Annotated in this window: 13 protein-coding genes; 5 read left to right on the forward strand and 8 right to left on the reverse strand. The window is 58.5% G+C overall.

Annotated elements, in window-relative coordinates; translation table 11 throughout:
- Positions 1-115: 115 nt before the first annotated feature.
- Positions 116-640, reverse strand: a complete 525-nt coding sequence (locus tag Z947_RS0120010) for a MarR family winged helix-turn-helix transcriptional regulator (protein ID WP_025046058.1) — start codon at positions 638-640, stop codon at positions 116-118.
- A 207-nt stretch (positions 641-847) separates the two neighbouring features.
- Between Z947_RS0120010 and Z947_RS0120015 the strand changes: the two genes are divergently transcribed.
- Positions 848-2,968, forward strand: coding sequence for a DEAD/DEAH box helicase (locus Z947_RS0120015; protein WP_025046059.1), 2,121 nt, complete (start codon positions 848-850; stop codon positions 2,966-2,968).
- A gap of 149 nt (positions 2,969-3,117) precedes the next feature.
- Here the strand turns inward: Z947_RS0120015 and Z947_RS0120020 are convergent, their stop codons facing one another.
- From Z947_RS0120020 to Z947_RS0120045, 6 genes are all read right to left on the reverse strand, one after another.
- Positions 3,118-4,386, reverse strand: a complete 1,269-nt coding sequence (locus tag Z947_RS0120020) for an ABC transporter permease (RefSeq protein ID WP_025046060.1) — start codon at positions 4,384-4,386, stop codon at positions 3,118-3,120.
- The gene (locus Z947_RS0120025) at positions 4,383-5,189 is read right to left on the reverse strand and encodes a taurine ABC transporter ATP-binding protein (RefSeq protein WP_025046061.1); all 807 of its coding nucleotides are present in this window, start codon (positions 5,187-5,189) and stop codon (positions 4,383-4,385) included. Before Z947_RS0120025 ends, Z947_RS0120020 begins: the two co-directional genes overlap by 4 nt.
- A gap of 115 nt (positions 5,190-5,304) precedes the next feature.
- On the reverse strand, positions 5,305-6,300 hold the full coding sequence (locus tag Z947_RS0120030; RefSeq protein WP_081781187.1) for a taurine ABC transporter substrate-binding protein: 996 nt from the start codon (positions 6,298-6,300) through the stop codon (positions 5,305-5,307).
- Positions 6,301-6,663: 363 nt separating this feature from the next.
- Positions 6,664-8,439: a DUF4214 domain-containing protein gene (locus tag Z947_RS0120035; protein WP_025046063.1), complete on the reverse strand. Its 1,776-nt coding sequence runs from the start codon at positions 8,437-8,439 to the stop codon at positions 6,664-6,666.
- A gap of 113 nt (positions 8,440-8,552) precedes the next feature.
- The gene (locus Z947_RS0120040; RefSeq protein WP_025046064.1) at positions 8,553-9,845 is read right to left on the reverse strand and encodes an NAD(P)/FAD-dependent oxidoreductase; all 1,293 of its coding nucleotides are present in this window, start codon (positions 9,843-9,845) and stop codon (positions 8,553-8,555) included.
- A 65-nt stretch (positions 9,846-9,910) separates the two neighbouring features.
- A complete protein-coding gene (locus Z947_RS0120045) occupies positions 9,911-11,497 on the reverse strand; it encodes a hypothetical protein (RefSeq protein ID WP_025046065.1) in 1,587 nt (528 codons plus the stop codon).
- A gap of 372 nt (positions 11,498-11,869) precedes the next feature.
- On the opposite strand from Z947_RS0120045, the gene Z947_RS0120050 reads away from it, so the two are divergent.
- The gene (locus tag Z947_RS0120050; protein ID WP_025046066.1) at positions 11,870-13,279 is read left to right on the forward strand and encodes an aminotransferase family protein; all 1,410 of its coding nucleotides are present in this window, start codon (positions 11,870-11,872) and stop codon (positions 13,277-13,279) included.
- A gap of 168 nt (positions 13,280-13,447) precedes the next feature.
- Entirely contained in the window at positions 13,448-13,705 is a 258-nt protein-coding gene (locus Z947_RS0120055) for a glycine zipper 2TM domain-containing protein (protein WP_025046067.1), read from the forward strand.
- 88 nt (positions 13,706-13,793) lie between these two features.
- Here the strand turns inward: Z947_RS0120055 and Z947_RS0120060 are convergent, their stop codons facing one another.
- Positions 13,794-14,147, reverse strand: a complete 354-nt coding sequence (locus tag Z947_RS0120060) for a BrnA antitoxin family protein (protein WP_205623830.1) — start codon at positions 14,145-14,147, stop codon at positions 13,794-13,796.
- 261 nt (positions 14,148-14,408) lie between these two features.
- Between Z947_RS0120060 and pdxR the strand changes: the two genes are divergently transcribed.
- Both pdxR and xsc read left to right on the forward strand, forming a co-directional pair.
- Positions 14,409-15,872, forward strand: coding sequence for a MocR-like pyridoxine biosynthesis transcription factor PdxR (pdxR, locus tag Z947_RS0120065; protein WP_025046069.1), 1,464 nt, complete (start codon positions 14,409-14,411; stop codon positions 15,870-15,872).
- A 104-nt stretch (positions 15,873-15,976) separates the two neighbouring features.
- Positions 15,977-17,758 (forward strand): sulfoacetaldehyde acetyltransferase, encoded by a 1,782-nt coding sequence (gene xsc / locus Z947_RS0120070; protein WP_025046070.1) that lies wholly within the window; start codon positions 15,977-15,979, stop codon positions 17,756-17,758.
- Positions 17,759-17,762 lie beyond the last annotated feature (4 nt).

Genomic DNA, 17,762 nt, shown 5'->3' on the forward strand with positions numbered 1-17,762 from the left:
TAAATCGAATGCGGGCTTGCCCGCTCCTTTGCGTAACAGCTACCGCACCCGCACCGCCAATAAAAATCCCGCGACTTCGGCAAACCCGCAGCCGCGCCGCGCATCTCGCCTGCGCCTAGCGGTTCAGCGGACGCCCCATCCGGGCCTCCAGTAAGTCACTGCTGTGCTCGATCAGTTTGCCCAGAATTTCATCAAGCATCTGCACCTCTTGATGGGTCAACACATCAAGCACGCGCTCGTTGCTGCGCATGACTTCCGCGAACACCCGCCGGTACAGCACAACGCCCTCTGGCGTCGGCTCCAACGCCACTGCCCGCCCGTCATCAGGATCAGGGAAACTGCGGATCAGCCCCTTGTTCAACAAAGATTTCGTCACACGGCTCGTCTGGCTTTTGTCCATCACCAACAAATCTGCCAACCCGCCAGCACGCGCCGGTGCACGCCCTTTGACCAAAGCCAGCAACCGCCATTCATTCAAACTCAGATCAAACATCCGCTGGGACCAGTCATGCCCGGCCCGTTCGCCAATGGCGACAAGGCGCTGCAACCGGAAAGTGATTACATCTTCGATACTGCGCACGTCCGGGTGCTTTCGTACCGCGTCCAGCCCGTCCAACCCCACTTGAAAATCATCTGACATAACAGCCTCCCGCCGCGCCCGATATAAAATTCAGTTGCGCACGTCCACTATATTTCACTACAAACCCTTCACGCAGCCCCGCGACCTCAACAAAACCATGTACATTGCCGCCCGAACCCCTTACAGGCGGGCGAAACACATGCCTCGGCCAAACGCCTGAGGCTGCCGCGCCTCTTGCTCGGCCCCCCTCAGAACAGGACGACCCACGTGATCCAGACAATCGCAGATGCGCTTGAAGCGCAAGGCTATGAAACATTAACAGCTGTCCAGCAGGCCGTCACCGACGAAGCGCTGAATGGCAAGGACCTGCTGGTTTCCGCGCAAACCGGTTCGGGCAAAACAGTCGCCTTCGGCCTCGCCATTGCGCCCACTCTTTTACAGGACGAACTGCGCTTCGGTCCCGCGTCCTCCCCGCTTGCGCTGGTGATCGCCCCGACCCGCGAACTGGCCATGCAGGTCGCCCGCGAACTCAGCTGGCTTTATGCCAAGGCCGGTGCAATCGTGACAACCTGCGTCGGCGGCATGGACCAGCGCACCGAACGCCGCGCGCTTGACCGGGGCGCACATATCGTTGTCGCCACGCCCGGCCGTCTGTGTGACCACATCAAACGCAACAACATCGACCTCAGCGAATTGCGTGCCGTGATCCTCGATGAAGCGGATGAAATGCTCGACATGGGGTTCCGCGAAGAGCTGGAATTCATCCTCTCCGAAGCCCCCGAAGACCGCCGCACCCTGTTGTTCTCTGCCACGGTACCGGCCCCCATCGCAAAGCTCGCGAAATCCTATCAAAAGGACGCGCAGCGGATCGCAACCGTGGGCGAGGCGAAACAGCACGCCGATATCGAATACCGCGCCTTGCAAATCCACCCGCGTGATACCGAAAACGCCATCATCAACGTGCTGCGCTTTTACGAGGCCAAGAACGCCATCGTCTTTTGCAACACCCGTGCCGCTGTGGCACGCCTGACCACCAAGTTCACCAACCGCGGTTTTTCCGTTGTGGCGCTCTCTGGTGAACTGTCGCAATCCGAACGCACCAACGCCTTGCAAGCCCTGCGCGATGGCCGCGCCCGCGTCTGTATCGCCACCGATGTTGCCGCACGCGGCATTGACCTGCCCAACCTCGAACTGGTGATCCACGCCGATCTGCCGTCAAACGCCGACACGTTGTTGCACCGCTCGGGCCGCACGGGCCGCGCAGGACGCAAGGGGGTGTCGGCCCTGATCGTTCCGGCCAAAATGAAAACCAAGGCCAGCCGCCTGCTCGGCTGGGCCAAGCTGTCCGCGACTTGGGGCGCAGCCCCCTCTGCCGCCGAAGTCATGGCCGCCGACGAGGAACGCCTGTTGTCAGACGAGGCATGGTCCACGCCCGCGCCCGATGATGCCGCCGGTTTCGTGACCTCCCTGACCGAAAAATTCAGCGCCGAACAGCTGGCCACCGCTTTCGTCAACCTCTACCGCGCCCGCGCTTCCGCCCCCGAAGATCTGACCGATCCCGGCACCAAGGACGATCGCCCGCGCCCCAGTTTCGGGCCCTCGGTCTGGTTCTCGGTCTCGACCGGTCGCGCGGATGGCGCGGAACCGCGCACCCTGCTTCCGATGCTGTGCAACAAGGGCGACCTGACCAAAGACGACGTCGGTGCGATCCGTGTCCAGCAGGACCACAGCTTTGTCGAAATCCTTGCGTCTTCTGCGGATAAATTCATGAACGCCCTCGGCCCCGACCGCGTGGTCGAAGCGGGTGCGATCGTGACCAAGCTCGACAAGGCCCCTGATCTGCCACGCGGCCGGCCCGACCGTGGCCCCCGCCCTGATCGCGGCCCGCGTCCTGATCGTGGCCCGAAACCGGCACACCGCAAATCGAACTTTGACCCGGATGCAGCACCGGCACCGCGCAAACCGCGCCCCGCCGCAGCGGATGGTTATGCAAGCGAGCCGCGCGCGGAAAAGCCCAAGTTCGACAAGCCGAAACACAAGCATGCGGACAAGCCAAAAGGCGAGCGTCCCCCAAAGTCTCACAAGACCGAACGCAGCCCGATGAAACCCGGTGCCGCGCCGAAACCAAAATCAAACGGCGACGCACCGGGCAAACCCAAGGCCAAAGCGGTCTGGAAAAAGGACGGCCCAAAAGCCGACGCACCACGGGGGGCCAAGCCCAAGGGCGGCAAACCCTTCAAGGCCCGCGAAGATGCGCCAGCGGGTGCCAAAAGCTACAAACGTGCGTCTGATCCGTCAAAACGGTTCACCCCGCCGAACAAGATGGGCAAGCCGGGCGGCAAACCCAAGAACAAGGGCGGGGCAACCACGCCGCGTCGGGGCAAGTAACGCTAGCAACAGGGATCAGAAACTTTCAAAGTTTCCGACCGCTTTCTTTGAAAGAAAGCGATGCCACCCAGCAAACACAAAAAACGCCGGAGCGATGCTCCGGCGTTTTTGTTTCTAATATCGCATTGGTAGCGCAGAGAAGTTCAGGATTACCCCTTGCCCTTCCAAGGGACCAGAAACCGCTCGGCGGCCCGCATCAGCATGTCGATACCAAAACCGATCACACCGATCAGAATGATCCCCATGATCACGATATCCGTGTTCTGGAACTTTGACGCAGTCATGATCATCATACCGGCCCCCTGTTCCGCCGCGACCAGTTCCGCCGCAACAACCGTGCCCCAACAAACCCCCATCGCGACCCGCGCACCGGTGAATATCTCGGGCAGGGAGTTGGGGATGATGACATAGCGCATGATCTGCCATTTGCTTGCCCCCAGTGAATAGGCCGCATGCACTTTGGAAATCTTCACGCCAGACACGCCTGAGCGTGCTGCAATCGCCATGATCCAGAGCGCCGCAAGGAACAACAGGATGATCTTGCCGCCCTCGCCAATGCCGAACCAGATGATCACCAGTGGGATCAGCGCCAGCGGGGGCACGGGGCGCATGAATTCAACGATCGGATCAAACCAACCGCGGAACCAGTTGCTAAGCCCCATCGCGTATCCCAATGGAATGCCGACAACAGCCCCCAGCAAAAAGCCGACGATCACCCGAAACAGCGAATATCCCAGATGCTGCAACAGGGTAAAATTACGAAACCCTTCCGATGCGATCTGCACCGAACGGGTCCAGACCTCCTCCGGCGAGGGCAAATACAGCGGTTGCATCTGCCATCCCTTGGCAGGCTCAAAGTTCGGCGTGCCCTTGTCGGACAAAGTTACCGAACCGTTGTCTGTCGCCACCGTTTGACCGGGCGCAATCTTTTTGCCGTTGATCGCAATCACCCGCGCGCCGTCCTTTTTGGTCAGCTCGTCATTCCTGTCGACAGCAACCAGCCCTGTGCGCCACTGCGCAATCGCAATGGAATCGTTCTTGGCAAACCCTTCTCCGGGCTCGATCTCGGGCGCATCCACAGGTTCCCCGCGCGGATGTACGATCACTGTGACCGTCGCGTCATCCGGTGCCTGCCCTTCGACCTGTGCTGTGTAAGTGAACGTCGTGGTGCCCACAAAGGGCGCCGGCGCATGCAGGAAGCTGGGCAGCAGGCTTGATCCCGTGAACATCCCCCACATCAGGAAAATCGTCAGGATCGAAATGATCCCCGCGGCGCGATTGGGCTTTACCGCGCTTTCGTCGCCAAACGTCACCGTCTTGAGCGAGGTATAGTCTTTGGTGCCGCGGCCCTCGACCACCTTGGTCACGACAACGAATGCCACAACAAAAATAAGCACATAGATGATCAGAGGAATCATGCCGCGTCCTCCTTGGTGCCCATAATTTCTTCTTCCATGTCCCAGATCATGTTCAGGATCTCTTCACGTCGGGGACCGAAATCGGGATGTTTCTTCACTTCGCGCAGATCCGCGCCCACACCCAGCTCGGCAAAGGGCAAACGGTATTCCTTGTGAATGCGACCGGGGCGCGGGGCCATCACGATCAACCGCTCGCCCAGCAACAGTGCCTCTTCAACCGAGTGGGTGATCAGAATGATCGTCTTGCCGGTTTCTTTCCACAGCTTCAAAACCAGCGACTGCATCTTTTCGCGCGTCAGGGCATCCAATGCGCCCAACGGTTCGTCCATCAGAATGACATCAGGGTCATTTGCCAGACAGCGGGCCAAGGCCACACGCTGCTGCATCCCGCCGGACAGCTCGTAAACCGCCTTTTCCTTGAAGTCCTGCAATCCCACCACATCCAGCAGATGGTCGACAATCTCGTTCTTGTTGTTCTTCGGCATGCCCTTCATCGAGGGGCCGAAACCGACATTCTCGCGTACCGACATCCACTCGAACAGCGCGCCCTGCTGGAACACCATACCGCGCTCCGCATCAGGGCCGGTGATCGTATGCCCGTTCAATGTCATCACACCGCTGGTCGGAGCCAGAAACCCCGCGACAATGTTCAAAAGCGTGGTTTTGCCACAGCCTGACGGCCCCAAAACGCTTAGCAGTTCGCCCGCTTTCAGATCAATCGACACATCCTGTAACGCCTGCACCGCACCGCCATCCGGCAGGTCAAAGCGCATCGAAAGTTTGTCTATGGAGAGTCCGGTCATATCCGTGTTCCCACCCCTGTCAGGGTCAAAGGGCAGGGTTTGCCCCGCCTCGGTTTCGTTCAGCTGAAGATCGTAAGCAGTGCGGCCCCGATGTCAGGGCCGCACCACAGCTGTCTTACTTGGTCGCCATCAAAGGCGCTGTGTTCACCGCACCCTCATAGCTGTCCAAAGCCGAATCGATGGAGCCTGCGTTCACGAACACATCGGCCACACCCTTCATGTAAGTCTGCGCATTGCCGCCCAGCCATTTACCCGAGAGCTGCTCGTCAACAGACGGGAACGCCATTGTCGCGATGGACGAACGCGCTGCTTCCAGATCCATACCGGCCTGCTCTGCAATTGCGGCGAGCAATTCGTCGTTTGGATCAGCGGCCCATGCTGCGTTGGCCGCGGCTGTCACTTTAAGAAACTTGGTCAGTTCCTCACCGTTTTCAGCTGCATAGGCAGCAGGAACGGATGTCACATCAAAGACCAGAATGCCCAGCTCTTCCTTTTCCGGGCCCGTCAGGATCACGTTGCCGTATTCTTTCATACGCGACAAACCACCGCCGTACCCACAGGCGAAATCAACCGCCTTCTGGCTCAACGCCGCGGCACCTTCCGGTGGTGCCATGTCAACAACGGACAGGGTGGACAGGTCGATGCCAAAGTGGTCCATCGTGCGCAGGAAACCATAGTGCGCAGCAGTCCCCAAAGGCACGGCAACTTTCTTGCCGGCAAGCTCGCCTGCAGAATCCTTGTCGATTTCCAGATCGGCGTGCACAACACAGCCGTCATTTTCGGAATAGGACACCGCGACGTCTACAACCTGAATGTCCTGACCACCGGATGCGGCCACAACGAAGGGCGGCACACCCTGCGACACGGAAATCTGCACGTCACCGGATGCCATCGCGGCGGACATTGCTGTACCGGTCTCGAAGGAAACCCAGTTGATTTTCTTGCCCAGCGCTTTTTCATATTCGCCGGATGCTTTGGCCGCGAGGAATGGCATTGGCCACTCAAGGAAATACGCAACGGTGATTTCACCGTGGCCATCCGCCATTGCTGCCTGACCGGAAATCGCCATTACGGCACCGGCAACAAATCCTGTTACTGTCTTCTTGATCATCGTTCTCTCCCTAGTGAACTCACCCGCCGCAAGGTTGCGAGGGCATGGTACTCCGCCGACATCATTGCCGGTCTTGGCTTGATTGACCGCGCGAAGTGCCAAAAATGAAATCCTGAATCTCAGTTTTTCGCCACATTACACAACCATCCACAAACACCATGTCGATTCTTTCTTCCCAGAGCAATCAAATCCGGCACGCTTTTTTGCCCGAATATCCGCCTTGCTCCCGAAACCGGCACCACATCGCGTCGTCCAAAGACAGTGCTGTCGAAATCGGCAAACAATAAACTGCCACTTGCAGCACACGCATGAGTCCAGATCAGTCCAAATCGACGCATCTGGACTGAACGGATGGAAACGGGTCTAGGCGACACCGCCAAACGGATCGTCCAGCACGCCGACCAATGGCATCAGGAACATGCCGCTGTCGCTTTCGACCGCCGTCGCGAAATAGCCGTCGATCGCGGCCTGCGCCGCCGTCACACTGCCCGCAGACCCATCATACAGCGCCATCGCCGCGGCCGCGTTATCCACATCCGACATGCCTTTGGTGACCGAATAATAGGCCCCGATATCCGTCTTGATGCTCAGATGCTGCTGGTCGGAAATCTGCTGGGCAATTTGTTCATTGCTACCGCCCACGATCGGCGTCTTCGCCCCTTCAAGGACACCCAGAATAAACTGATCGCGCCCGACGGTGCCATCATCCAGATGCCCCAGCCAGAAATCAATGCCCGCCTGATCGCCCGTACGGCCCAGCACATTGGCATAAACAGCCGTGACAAAATCCGCGTTGCTTAGATCGGCGGCATAGGTTGCGCGTGTTTCATCCTGATCAATGAACAGGGTCGCCATCTGCTCCAGCGTGGTACCATTGGCAAAGGCGGTGCCCCAGAAGTTCAGGCCAACCGCATCCGGTGCACGATTGAAATAAGCGATGTAAAGCTCCACAAAGCTGTGCATCTGCGCTTCACTCAGGGTCTGCGTTCCTGCGAATTTCGTCAAATCAAACGGTGCGACGGCACTATCGCCAAAGGCCAGCGCCTCGATCTCGACCAGCGTATCGGTGCCGTCCCCGTCGCCGCGCCGGTCTTGAATTGTTGTGTTGGCCGCGCTCAATGTCAGGGTATAATTGCCCTGCGCGCCGGTATAAAGTGCCGTGTCAAATCCCGCACCGCCGGTCAGCATGTCATCGCCGCCATTCCCGCTTAGCAGGTTGTTCAATGTATTGCCGGTGATCATGTCCGCGCCTGAACCGCCCCGCGCCTCCTCGACCTCGACACCGAAAGCAATCGTATAGCCGCCATTGGCAACCGTGCCGCCGTTTGCGCCGATGTACGAAAGATATCCCCCCCCGTTCGCCTCAAGCTCAAGCGTGGCGGCGCGCAGATCAATCACCGCATCGTCGTTCGCGCTGGAGAAATCGATCAGGTCATGGCCGCCATTGTCCCAGATCGTGATCAGCGCCGGATCAACGCCATAAACCGTATCGCCCGCCCCTGTGCTGGTATTCACACCATAAAGCAGCTGCAACGCGGCGATGTCCAATGCCCCGAATGCCAGCGGCTCGCCCGTGATATCGAGCCCCGGATAATCCGCATGGGCACCGGGGTTATAGGACAGGCGCGTCGCCAGTTCGGTGTTCAACGCAAACGTGCCAAGGTCGCTATCCACATCGACCCCCGGCAGTTTGCTTGTGCCGTCAAACGGATGGCTCAGCCCCAGCGAATGACCAATCTCGTGGATCAGCGTCACGTCATCCAGATCGGCATATTCCGTGGGCACAACAATCTGCGAAATCCCCGGTGCCAGCGGCACGGAAAAACCGGTAAGCGTCGGGTCGGAAAAGGCCGCAACCTGCGCGAACTCGATGTTCACGCCGCCGCCCACCGCCGTTTCCGTAAAGGTGAGGTCCACGACAGTCGAGATATAGGTGAAAATATCGCGGACGTAATCCTTCTGGGTTTCGGTCCAGGCAATTGACGGCACATCATCAGCGCTGGTTTCGCCGGCCTCTACATTCACCCCGCCCCCCAAAAAACTGAAAGTGACGTTAGACGACTGAATAACGTCTGTTGACGTATAGGGCGTCAATGCATCGATAAGCACCGGTGGATATTCTGAAACTGGGCTGGGCATTGCATTTTCCTGATTGAAAGCCAAAGGACAAAACTATGCGGCAATAGGACGGGCGCAGGCAAAGTCTGTCAACCGTTATCCTCCCGCACCTCCAGCGCCCGCACCTGCCCAATTTACCCCGCCCGCAGCCCCATTTCGCGCTGATCCAGCATCCGCCAATAGGACATGGCAACACCGGCCCCCAGCACTTGCGGCTCACGAAACGGATAGGGCTTCATCGCGGCGACAGGTATCGGCAAATCTTCGGACGGTGTACCCAACGCGCGCCGCGCCATCTCGCGCCCCATCACAAGGCTCATCGCGACACCGCGCCCGTTATAGCCCAGCCCGCAAATCAGCCCCGACTGCGGCTCAAACAAATGCGGCACCCGCTCCGGCGTCAGCGCCACGGTCCCGCCCCAGCGATATGACCATTTGACCCCCTTCAAGCCCGGAAATATCCGTGCCGCATCCTTGTACAGCCACGACCAACCGCCCACACCGCCTGTCGGCGTCCGGTATCCCATCCCGCCATAGATAAACTGCCGTCCCGTTTCGCGGCGGCAATACATGATCAACCGGCGCGTGTCCGAAATCGTATGCCCCTCAGGGCAAAGCGCGGCCAGCCGGTCCTCTTCCAACGGCTCGGTGGCAATCTGGATCGAGGTCAGCGGCAGAACCGACCGCTTCAACCCCGCCACCAGATGATCCGTATAGCCATTTGTCGCCACGATCACCTTTTCGGCGACCACACGGTGTCCGTTCACGTCCAGCACCCACTGCCCGCCTTCGGCCGCCAGCTTGGTCACCGGCGAATGACTATAAACTCTTGCCCCCGCGCCGCGCGCCACGCGGTCAAGCCCTCGCGTCAGTGCCAAGGGCTGCACCGCCCCGCCGCGCGGACTGACCGTCCCCGAGGCATACCCGTGCGCGCCGGTCAGCCGTTTCACCTCGTCCCGTCCGACAAACTCAAACTCCGCGCCCAGCTTGTTCCAAAGCGCTGCGTTTTCCTGTGCGGTCACCCGCGCGGCATCGCAATGATCCGCCCGCAACCATCCCTTCTGCCGTGCTTCGCACCGGATTTGGTATTTCTCGACCAGCTCGAACAAATCATCCGCTGATTTCAGCGCCGCTTCTGCCAGTGTTTCAAAATACTTCGGTCCGACCGCGCGGCGCAGATCGTCGGGCTTGGCCACCGGCAACATCGGGTTCACCTGACCGCCGCTGCGCCCCGACGCGCCATTGGCCACATCCCCCGCCTCAAAGACGGCCACATCCGTGCCCGCCTCGGCCAATAACAAGGCCGCGCGCAAACCGGTAAATCCGGCCCCGACAATGGCGACATCACACCGGATATCCCCGTCGAGCGCCGCGCGAATTTCGCCCTGTGGTGCGGTTACGTTCCAGAACGCATCTGATTGTTTCATGCTTTCGGCCTCCTGCGCCCAGTTCGACGCAGGATCACATCGCAATCAATCACAAAAACGACCTGTCACAGCTTTCGCACATAGTTACCGGCGTTTTTCCACCCAAAGGAGGCCGCCTTGGTCGTACGGTATCCATTTGTGTTGGGCGACCAGTCATGCACGGTACCGTTGATGATGACAAAGCAATGCGTGCTCCACCAGCCGATGTATTTGCCGGTTTTCCCATCCCCGTTAAAGAACGCGATAATGTCCGCTTTACTTTTGTTTTCCATTTCGACCTGCGACGCACCCAGCTTGTTGGCCAGTTTGTCACCGCGCCCGTCCATGCCGCTGCTGACTTTGTTCGCTGTGCCGACATAGGTAATGCAGTCAAATCCACGCATCGCCGGATCGCGCTCGTATTTGCCGCCGTGCTTGAAGAAATACCAGCCGTTGATCTTGGTATAGCTCAACAAACGACCGTGGCCGTTGCCGGTGTATTTCAACCCCGCAGCGCCGCCCAATCCGGTGTAGGATATCGTACCCTTGAACGGCTCCACCGGTGTTTGCAATTCAACCACGTTTGATTTCGACTTGTCATCCGGTTTGCCGTCGGTTGTTTCCATCGCAAAAAACTTGACCGTTTTGCCCCACAGCTTTTTGTCATCTATCAGCTTGAATAACGGCACAACCGATGATTTGCCGTACCCTTTGGTGATGTCGATGTGATTGTCTTTCTTGTCCAGACACAGCAACACCTGCGACTTGGGATCATCGCTTTTGCCTTTGACGGTAAAAGCAAAACAGGGCGAATTGACCTTCGCCACTTCGGAACCTGACAAAACCAATGGCGTCTTGTCCTCCGGCAGGCATTCACCCGGATCAATTTTCTTGACCACCTCGTCGATTGTCTTGGTCGCCTCTCTTGCCAGTTTTTCCTGTTTCTTTGCCGCCTCTTCCGCTGTTTCCCCACCCGTCAGCCATGCCCATTGGTCACTGGCGTACTGCTCCATGCCGTCATACAACTCCTGGGCCGCCTTACCGGACAACTGCTTGGTCTTGGCCGCTTTCTTGGCCGCCCCCAACAAGGCAGAGACGACACTGACTTGCACAGAAACCATTTTGCCTGCGGCTTTCTGGATCTCGCCCACCGCCTGCTTGCTCACCTGATCCGCGATCTTGGTGATCTCGCTCTTGCCGGTTTTGGTGACATCCTCAACCGCATCCACCGCGGAATCCCAGGCTCCCATAACGCTCTGTTCGACACCGTTATACAGCACCCGCGCAGCAGTTTGCGGCATCCCCTTCGCCTTGGCGATGGCTTCGGCCTCTTTAATCAGTTTGGCCATCACCTTGTCGCGATCGCTCAGCAGGTCTTTCTTGACCTTCTTGACTGCTGCCTTGTGTTCGCTTTCCGCTTTCGCGGGGCCGCCCATCAGTTTCTTGATGGTACCCTTGCCCGGATCAATCCTGAAATCCGGCTTGAACCCGCAGATCTCGCTTTGAAACGTGCCGATAAGTTGTTCAAGCTTTGGGCTCGGCGCGCCGTCCGGCTTCAGCTTTGCGGTTTTCAGTTTGCTTGCAAATCCGTTCAACAGGGTCTGAACGGTTTTCACATCATCGGGTGCGTTTTTACCTTTGCGGCCAACCGAGCCGGCTAATTTGGATGCCATGATATGTCCTCCTCAAATGGGACGGCATTGAATACGTTGGGGTCAAATTTCGGTGTGCCCGCGCCGGCGCGGTAAATGTATCCACGCGAAACAGGGCCGCCCTTGAAATAAAGGACGCTGGTGCGCCTATCCTAAAACCAAGAACCGCGTTTTGGCAAGTTTTTGCGATTCCTCGCCGGTGCCTGTCAAACGGGCAGCTGTGCGATCCCTGTGCCCACGGCGCTTGCCATTTCTGGACACGTCCGTTTTCTGGCACTAGCGTTACACAACTTCTGGCCCTACTTGATTCTTCCATAAACCAGCAGTGATTGACTCCAAAGGGGGCTTTATGCCCCGATTTCGCTCATTCTCACATATCGAAAGGTCTGACCCATGGACGGCAACTTCAACGAAAATGACATCTCCCGCGTTGTCGAGGCAGACCGCGCCCACATCTGGCACCACCTGAGCCAGCACAAGCAGTACATGAACGACGACGCAGCCCAGCAGGTCGATCCCCGCATCATCGTCGAAGGCAAAGGCATGCGCGTTTGGGACCAAAAGGGCAAAGAGCACCTTGATGGCGTCTCCGGCGGGGTCTGGACCGTCAACGTCGGCTACGGCCGCGAACGCATCGCCAATGCCGTGCGCGACCAGCTGATCAAACTGAACTATTTCGCAGGCTCCGCCGGCTCTATCCCCGGTTCGAACTTCGCTGAAAAACTGATCTCCAAGATGCCCGGCATGTCCCGCGTCTATTACGCCAACTCCGGCAGCGAGGCGAACGAGAAGGGCTTTAAAATCGTCCGCCAGATCGCTCACAAAAAATACGGCGGTAAAAAGCACAAGGTCCTCTACCGCGACCGCGACTATCACGGCACCACCATCACCTCCCTCTCCGCCGGTGGACAGGACGAACGCGGCGCACAATACGGCCCCTTCACCCCCGGATTTATCCGCGTGCCCCACTGCATGGAATACCGCGCGTTTGAACAAGACGGCGCGCCGCAGGAAAACTACGGCGTCTGGGCCGCCGACCAGATCGAAAAGGTTATCCTTGCCGAAGGTCCCGACACCGTCGGCGGCCTCTGCCTTGAACCGGTGACCGCGGGCGGCGGCGTCATCACCCCGCCAGACGGCTATTGGGACCGCGTTCAGGAAATCTGCAAAAAGTACGACATCCTGCTGCACATCGACGAAGTCGTCTGCGGCGTCGGGCGTACCGGCACATGGTTCGGCTATCAGAACTACGGCATCAAACCCGATATGGTCACAATGGCCAAAGGGGTCGCGTCCGGTTACGCCGCCATTTCCTGCCTTGTGACCACCGAAGAAGTCTTTGACATGTTCAAGGACGACGCCTCCGACCCGCTCAACTATTTCCGCGATATTTCCACCTTTGGCGGGTGTACCGCTGGCCCGACAGCGGGCCTCGAAAACATGGCGATCATCGAAGAGGAAGGCCTGCTCGATAACACCGTTCAGATGGGCGACTATATGCTCGACCAACTGCGCGCCCTGTCCGACAAACACGCCATCATCGGCGATGTGCGCGGCAAGGGGCTGTTTCTCGGCGCCGAACTGGTTGCAGACCGCGACACCCGCGCACCCGCCGCCGAAGCGCAGGTTGCCGCCGTGGTTGGCGATTGTATGAACCAAGGCGTGATCATCGGCATGACCAACCGCTCCGTGCCCGGCAAGAACAACACCCTGTGTTTCTCGCCCGCCCTGATCGCGCAAAAAGACGACATCGACCAGATCATCACCGCGGTTGACGGTGCCTTGGGTCGTGTATTCGCCTGAACCAGCGCAGTTGCGCACATCCTGAACAAACAACAAAAGCCCTGCATTCTGCGGGGCTTTTGCTTGTCTGGCTTCGGCCCACCGGCCAATTTCCGCCCTTTGCACATTCTCTATGGAACCATACATCGCGCAGCATGTTTTCCCCACAGACCCAACATGGAGAAAAACATGAAAAAGCTACTTCTTTCCGTACCGTTGATGGCCGCTCTGGCCGCTTGTGCCGACCAACAAACCAGCACGCTTGCCGGTGCCGCAGTTGGCGCATCCGCCGGTGCTGCGGTTTCCGGTGATGACGACAAAATTCTCGGCGCGCTGGTCGGGGGTGCAGCCGGTGCAGCCGCGGGCAGCTATATCGGCAAGACCCAATCAGGGTCCTGCGTCTATCAGCGTCCAGACGGCTCACGTTACAACGCGGCATGCCCGTAACACCTAGCGCAACTTGCGCGATCCCAAGCCCTCGCAGCTCTCTGCGAGGGCTTTTTGCATCCCGCCTCTCACCACATAACTCAATAACTCAGGGAAAATCCTTATACATTTCCCGCATCCGCGCGTTGCCCTTGTTCAACAGGCGCGGAATATTGTTGTCGTCCGGATACCCTTTGATCCCGCCGCCCAACAGCGCCGTCCAGTAAATCCGCAAAATCTGGTTCATCCTCGGCCCATACCCCGGCCCCATCTTGCGAAACCAACGCAGCATATCGCTGTCGATGCGGATCGTGACCCGTGTCTTGGCGCGCGGGCTGGGTGATCCATATTCCATTCCGTCCCACTCCAGGGGCAAGCTGTCCTGCAACCACTCGTCCCGCATCCCGAGTTGCAGATCCTCCAACTCGTACATCATCTGCGTAAAGGCATCTTTTTTGTTCATCGCGGCATCCTTCATCGGTGTTTCCGCCTGCCGTTCGACCAAAACATCCTTTCCACAGGCTGGATGCACCGCACGGTGTACGGGGGGTGCACAGGGGGTGCAGAACCCAATTCTGCACTTTTGTCTGTTTTTGATACTCAATGTCTCGTTTTTGACTTTACATGCGCCCAAATTCAAGGCATTCTAAGGGGGCAAACAGGTATTTTCGCCCGCTTGTAATGCCAGATTGAACCTCACTTCAGTCCAGTATAGGGTGAAAAAATGGCCCTACCTGTCGAAACCTTTTTCCTCCATCCCGAAGCGCAAGGCACGCTGCAACAGCAGATCCAGCAGATGATTGCCCAAGGCATTCTATCGGGTCGCTTCCAGCAGGGTGAGAAGCTGCCCTCGACGCGCAAACTCGCGTCACATCTTGGCGTCAGCCGCATCACCGTCACCATCGCCTACACCGAATTGCTGGCAAACGACTACCTCTCGTCCAAGGGCCGTTCGGGCTATTTCGTCTCGGAAAACGCGCCCTCGCCGCCGTCGTTCACAGCCTCTCCCGAAAGTCAGGATGCCGTCGACTGGACCCGCGCCATCGGGCAGAAATTCAGCGGCGGGTCGGCGTTGTCCAAACCTCAGGACTGGGCCAGATTTCGCTATCCTTTCATCTACGGACAGGCTGATCAGACCCTGTTTGATCACGCCAACTGGCGGCTCTGCGCCCTTCAGGCTTTGGGGCAAAAAGACTTTACCGCGCTGACCACTGATTACTATGATCAGGACGATCCGCAGCTGATCGAATTCATCGCCCGCCACACCCTGCCGCGCCGTGGCATCACCGCACGGCCTGAACAAATCCTCATCACACTGGGCGCGCAGAATGCCCTCTGGCTGACCACTCAGGTGCTTTTGACCCAGCGCCGGAATGCAGTTCTGGAAGACCCATGTTACCCCGCGCTGCGCGACATCCTGTCCCAATCTCGATGCAACGTAACCCCTGTGCGCGTTGACCAAGACGGGCTTCCGCCCGATGCGATCCCGCCTGAAACCCATGTTGTTTTCACCACCCCCAGCCACCAGTGCCCCACCAATGCGACCATGCCGATGGAGCGGCGTCACGCCCTGCTTGACCGCGCCCGCGAGATGGAGGCATTGATTGTCGAGGACGACTATGAATTTGAAATGTCCTTTCTCAAATCCCCCTCTCCCGCGCTGAAATCTCTCGATACAGATGGCCGCGTGATCTATGTCGGCAGCTTCTCCAAATCGCTGTTTCCGGGTCTGCGTCTTGGGTATCTGGTCGGTTCCGAACCGTTCATCCGCGAGGCCCGTGCACTGCGGGCTTCTGTGCTGCGCCACGCGCCGGGTCACATTCAGCGCACCGCCGCCTATTTCCTGTCGCTTGGCCATTACGACGCCCTGATCCGGCGCATGGGCACCGCCCTGCATGAACGCCGCCGCCTGATGGAGGACGCGCTGGCCGCGCATGATCTGCGCATTTCCGGTCGCGGCTATTTCGGGGGCTCGTCTTTCTGGATGCGGGCGCCCGATCACGTCAACACAGATGACCTTGCCCGCAGGTTGCAATCCAAGGGCGTCCTGATCGAACCCGGCCGCGCGTTTTTTGCCGGCTCCCATCAACCATCCAACTATTACCGGCTCGCCTATTCCTCCATCCCTGCGGCCCGCATCCGCGAAGGCGTAGACCTCATCGCCCGCGAGATTGAGGCCACAAGATGAATTGGACCTAAAGGCAAATCCCTTTTGGTCCTAACCCGAAGCCCCCCATAAGCCTAATTTGCCCCAGAATCGCACCCCCTACGAAATTTTAAGGATTAGCTGCTATGAAAATGACCACCGAAGAAGCGTTTGTAAAAGTTTTACAAATGCACGGCATCGACAATGCTTTCGGGATCATCGGCTCCGCCATGATGCCGATCTCTGATCTGTTTCCAGCGGCTGGTATCAAATTCTGGGACTGCGCGCATGAAACATCTGGTGGCATGATCGCGGATGGTTACACCCGCGCGTCCGGCAAAATGTCCATGGCTATCGCGCAGAACGGTCCCGGCATCACCAACTTCGTTACTCCGATCAAGACGGCATACTGGAACCACACACCGATGCTGCTGGTCACACCACAAGCCGCGAACAAGACGATCGGTCAGGGCGGTTTTCAGGAAATCGAACAGATGAAATTGTTCGAAGACATGGTTTGCTATCAGGAAGAAGTCCGCGACCCGTCCCGCATGGCAGAGGTTCTGAACCGTGTGATCGAGAAAGCATGGCGCGGTTCGGCTCCTGCGCAGATCAACGTGCCGCGCGATTTCTGGACGCAGGTCATCGACATCGAACTGCCCCAGATCATCCGGCTTGAGCGCCCTCAGGGCGGTGAACAGGCTGTGAAAGACGCGGCAAAACTGCTTTCCGAAGCAGAATTCCCTGTCATCCTGAACGGTGCGGGCGTGATCCTGTCCGGCGGCATTGATGCCTCTGCCAAACTGGCCGAAGCACTGGATGCGCCGGTTGCCTGTAACTACCAGCACAATGACGCCTTCCCCGGCTCGCACCCGCTGGCGATTGGTCCGCTGGGCTACAACGGGTCCAAGGCCGCGATGGAGATCATCCAGAAAGCGGACGTTGTGCTTGCGCTCGGCAACCGCCTGAACCCGTTCTCGACCCTGCCCGGTTACGGCATCAACTACTGGCCAACCGAAGCCAAAGTCATTCAGGTCGACATCAACTCCGACCGGATCGGTCTGACCAAAAAGGTCGATGTGGCAATTCAGGGCGACGCCAAGCGCGTGGCAGAGCAATTGCTGGAGAACCTGTCAGCCGGTGCCGGTGACAAGGGGCGTCAGGAACGCAAAGATCTGGTCGGCCTGACAAAATCCCGCTGGGCTCAGGAACTGTCGTCGATGGATCACGAGGATGACGAGGACGAAGGCATTGATTGGAACGAGCGTGCCCGCAAAGCCAAGCCCGACCACATGGCACCGCGTCAGGCATGGCGTGCAATCATGTCGGCACTGCCAAAAGATGCGATCATTTCGTCTGACATCGGCAACAATTGTGCCATCGGCAACGCCTATCCGTCATTCGAGAAAGGCCGCAAATATCTAGCACCGGGTCTGTTCGGCCCGTGCGGATACGGCTTGCCCGCTATCCTTGGCGCCAAGATCGGCTGCCCTGACGTGCCTGTCGTGGGCTTCGCAGGTGACGGCGCATTCGGCATCTCGATGAACGAGATGACGGCCTGTGGCCGTGGCGACTGGCCTGCAATCACCATGGTTATCTTCCGCAACTACCAGTGGGGTGCCGAAAAGCGGAACACGACCCTGTGGTTCGAAGATAACTTTGTCGGCACCGAGCTGAACGAAGGCGTCAACTATGCCGAGATCGCCAAAGGCTGCGGCCTAAAAGGCGTGCAGGTTACCGGCATGGAACAGCTGACAATCGCTCTGGACACGGCTGTGAAAGAGCAGATGAAAGAAGGCGTAACCACCTTTATTGAGGTTATCCTCAATCAGGAACTGGGCGAGCCTTTCCGCCGCGATGCCATGAAGAAACCGGTGTCTGTGGCGGGCATCAGCAAAGACGACATGCGCCCGCAGGCAAACGCATAAGAAG

The sequence above is a fragment of the Sulfitobacter geojensis genome (assembly GCF_000622325.1).
In the GTDB taxonomy this organism is placed as follows: Bacteria; Pseudomonadota; Alphaproteobacteria; order Rhodobacterales; family Rhodobacteraceae; genus Sulfitobacter; species Sulfitobacter geojensis.

Bases quoted from the DNA above. Each gene is read 5' to 3' on its own strand.
- pdxR (WP_025046069.1), top strand. From the start codon at position 14,409: ATGGCCCTACCTGTCGAAACCTTTTTCCTCCATCCCGAAGCGCAAGGC.
- Z947_RS0120045 (WP_025046065.1), bottom strand. From the start codon at position 11,497: ATGGCATCCAAATTAGCCGGCTCGGTTGGCCGCAAAGGTAAAAACGCA.
- Z947_RS0120020 (WP_025046060.1), bottom strand. From the start codon at position 4,386: ATGATTCCTCTGATCATCTATGTGCTTATTTTTGTTGTGGCATTCGTT.
- Z947_RS0120035 (WP_025046063.1), bottom strand. From the start codon at position 8,439: ATGCCCAGCCCAGTTTCAGAATATCCACCGGTGCTTATCGATGCATTG.
- xsc (WP_025046070.1), top strand. From the start codon at position 15,977: ATGAAAATGACCACCGAAGAAGCGTTTGTAAAAGTTTTACAAATGCAC.
- Z947_RS0120010 (WP_025046058.1), bottom strand. From the start codon at position 640: ATGTCAGATGATTTTCAAGTGGGGTTGGACGGGCTGGACGCGGTACGA.
- Z947_RS0120055 (WP_025046067.1), top strand. From the start codon at position 13,448: ATGAAAAAGCTACTTCTTTCCGTACCGTTGATGGCCGCTCTGGCCGCT.
- Z947_RS0120050 (WP_025046066.1), top strand. From the start codon at position 11,870: ATGGACGGCAACTTCAACGAAAATGACATCTCCCGCGTTGTCGAGGCA.
- Z947_RS0120030 (WP_081781187.1), bottom strand. From the start codon at position 6,300: ATGATCAAGAAGACAGTAACAGGATTTGTTGCCGGTGCCGTAATGGCG.
- Z947_RS0120060 (WP_205623830.1), bottom strand. From the start codon at position 14,147: ATGAACAAAAAAGATGCCTTTACGCAGATGATGTACGAGTTGGAGGAT.
- Z947_RS0120040 (WP_025046064.1), bottom strand. From the start codon at position 9,845: ATGAAACAATCAGATGCGTTCTGGAACGTAACCGCACCACAGGGCGAA.
- Z947_RS0120025 (WP_025046061.1), bottom strand. From the start codon at position 5,189: ATGACCGGACTCTCCATAGACAAACTTTCGATGCGCTTTGACCTGCCG.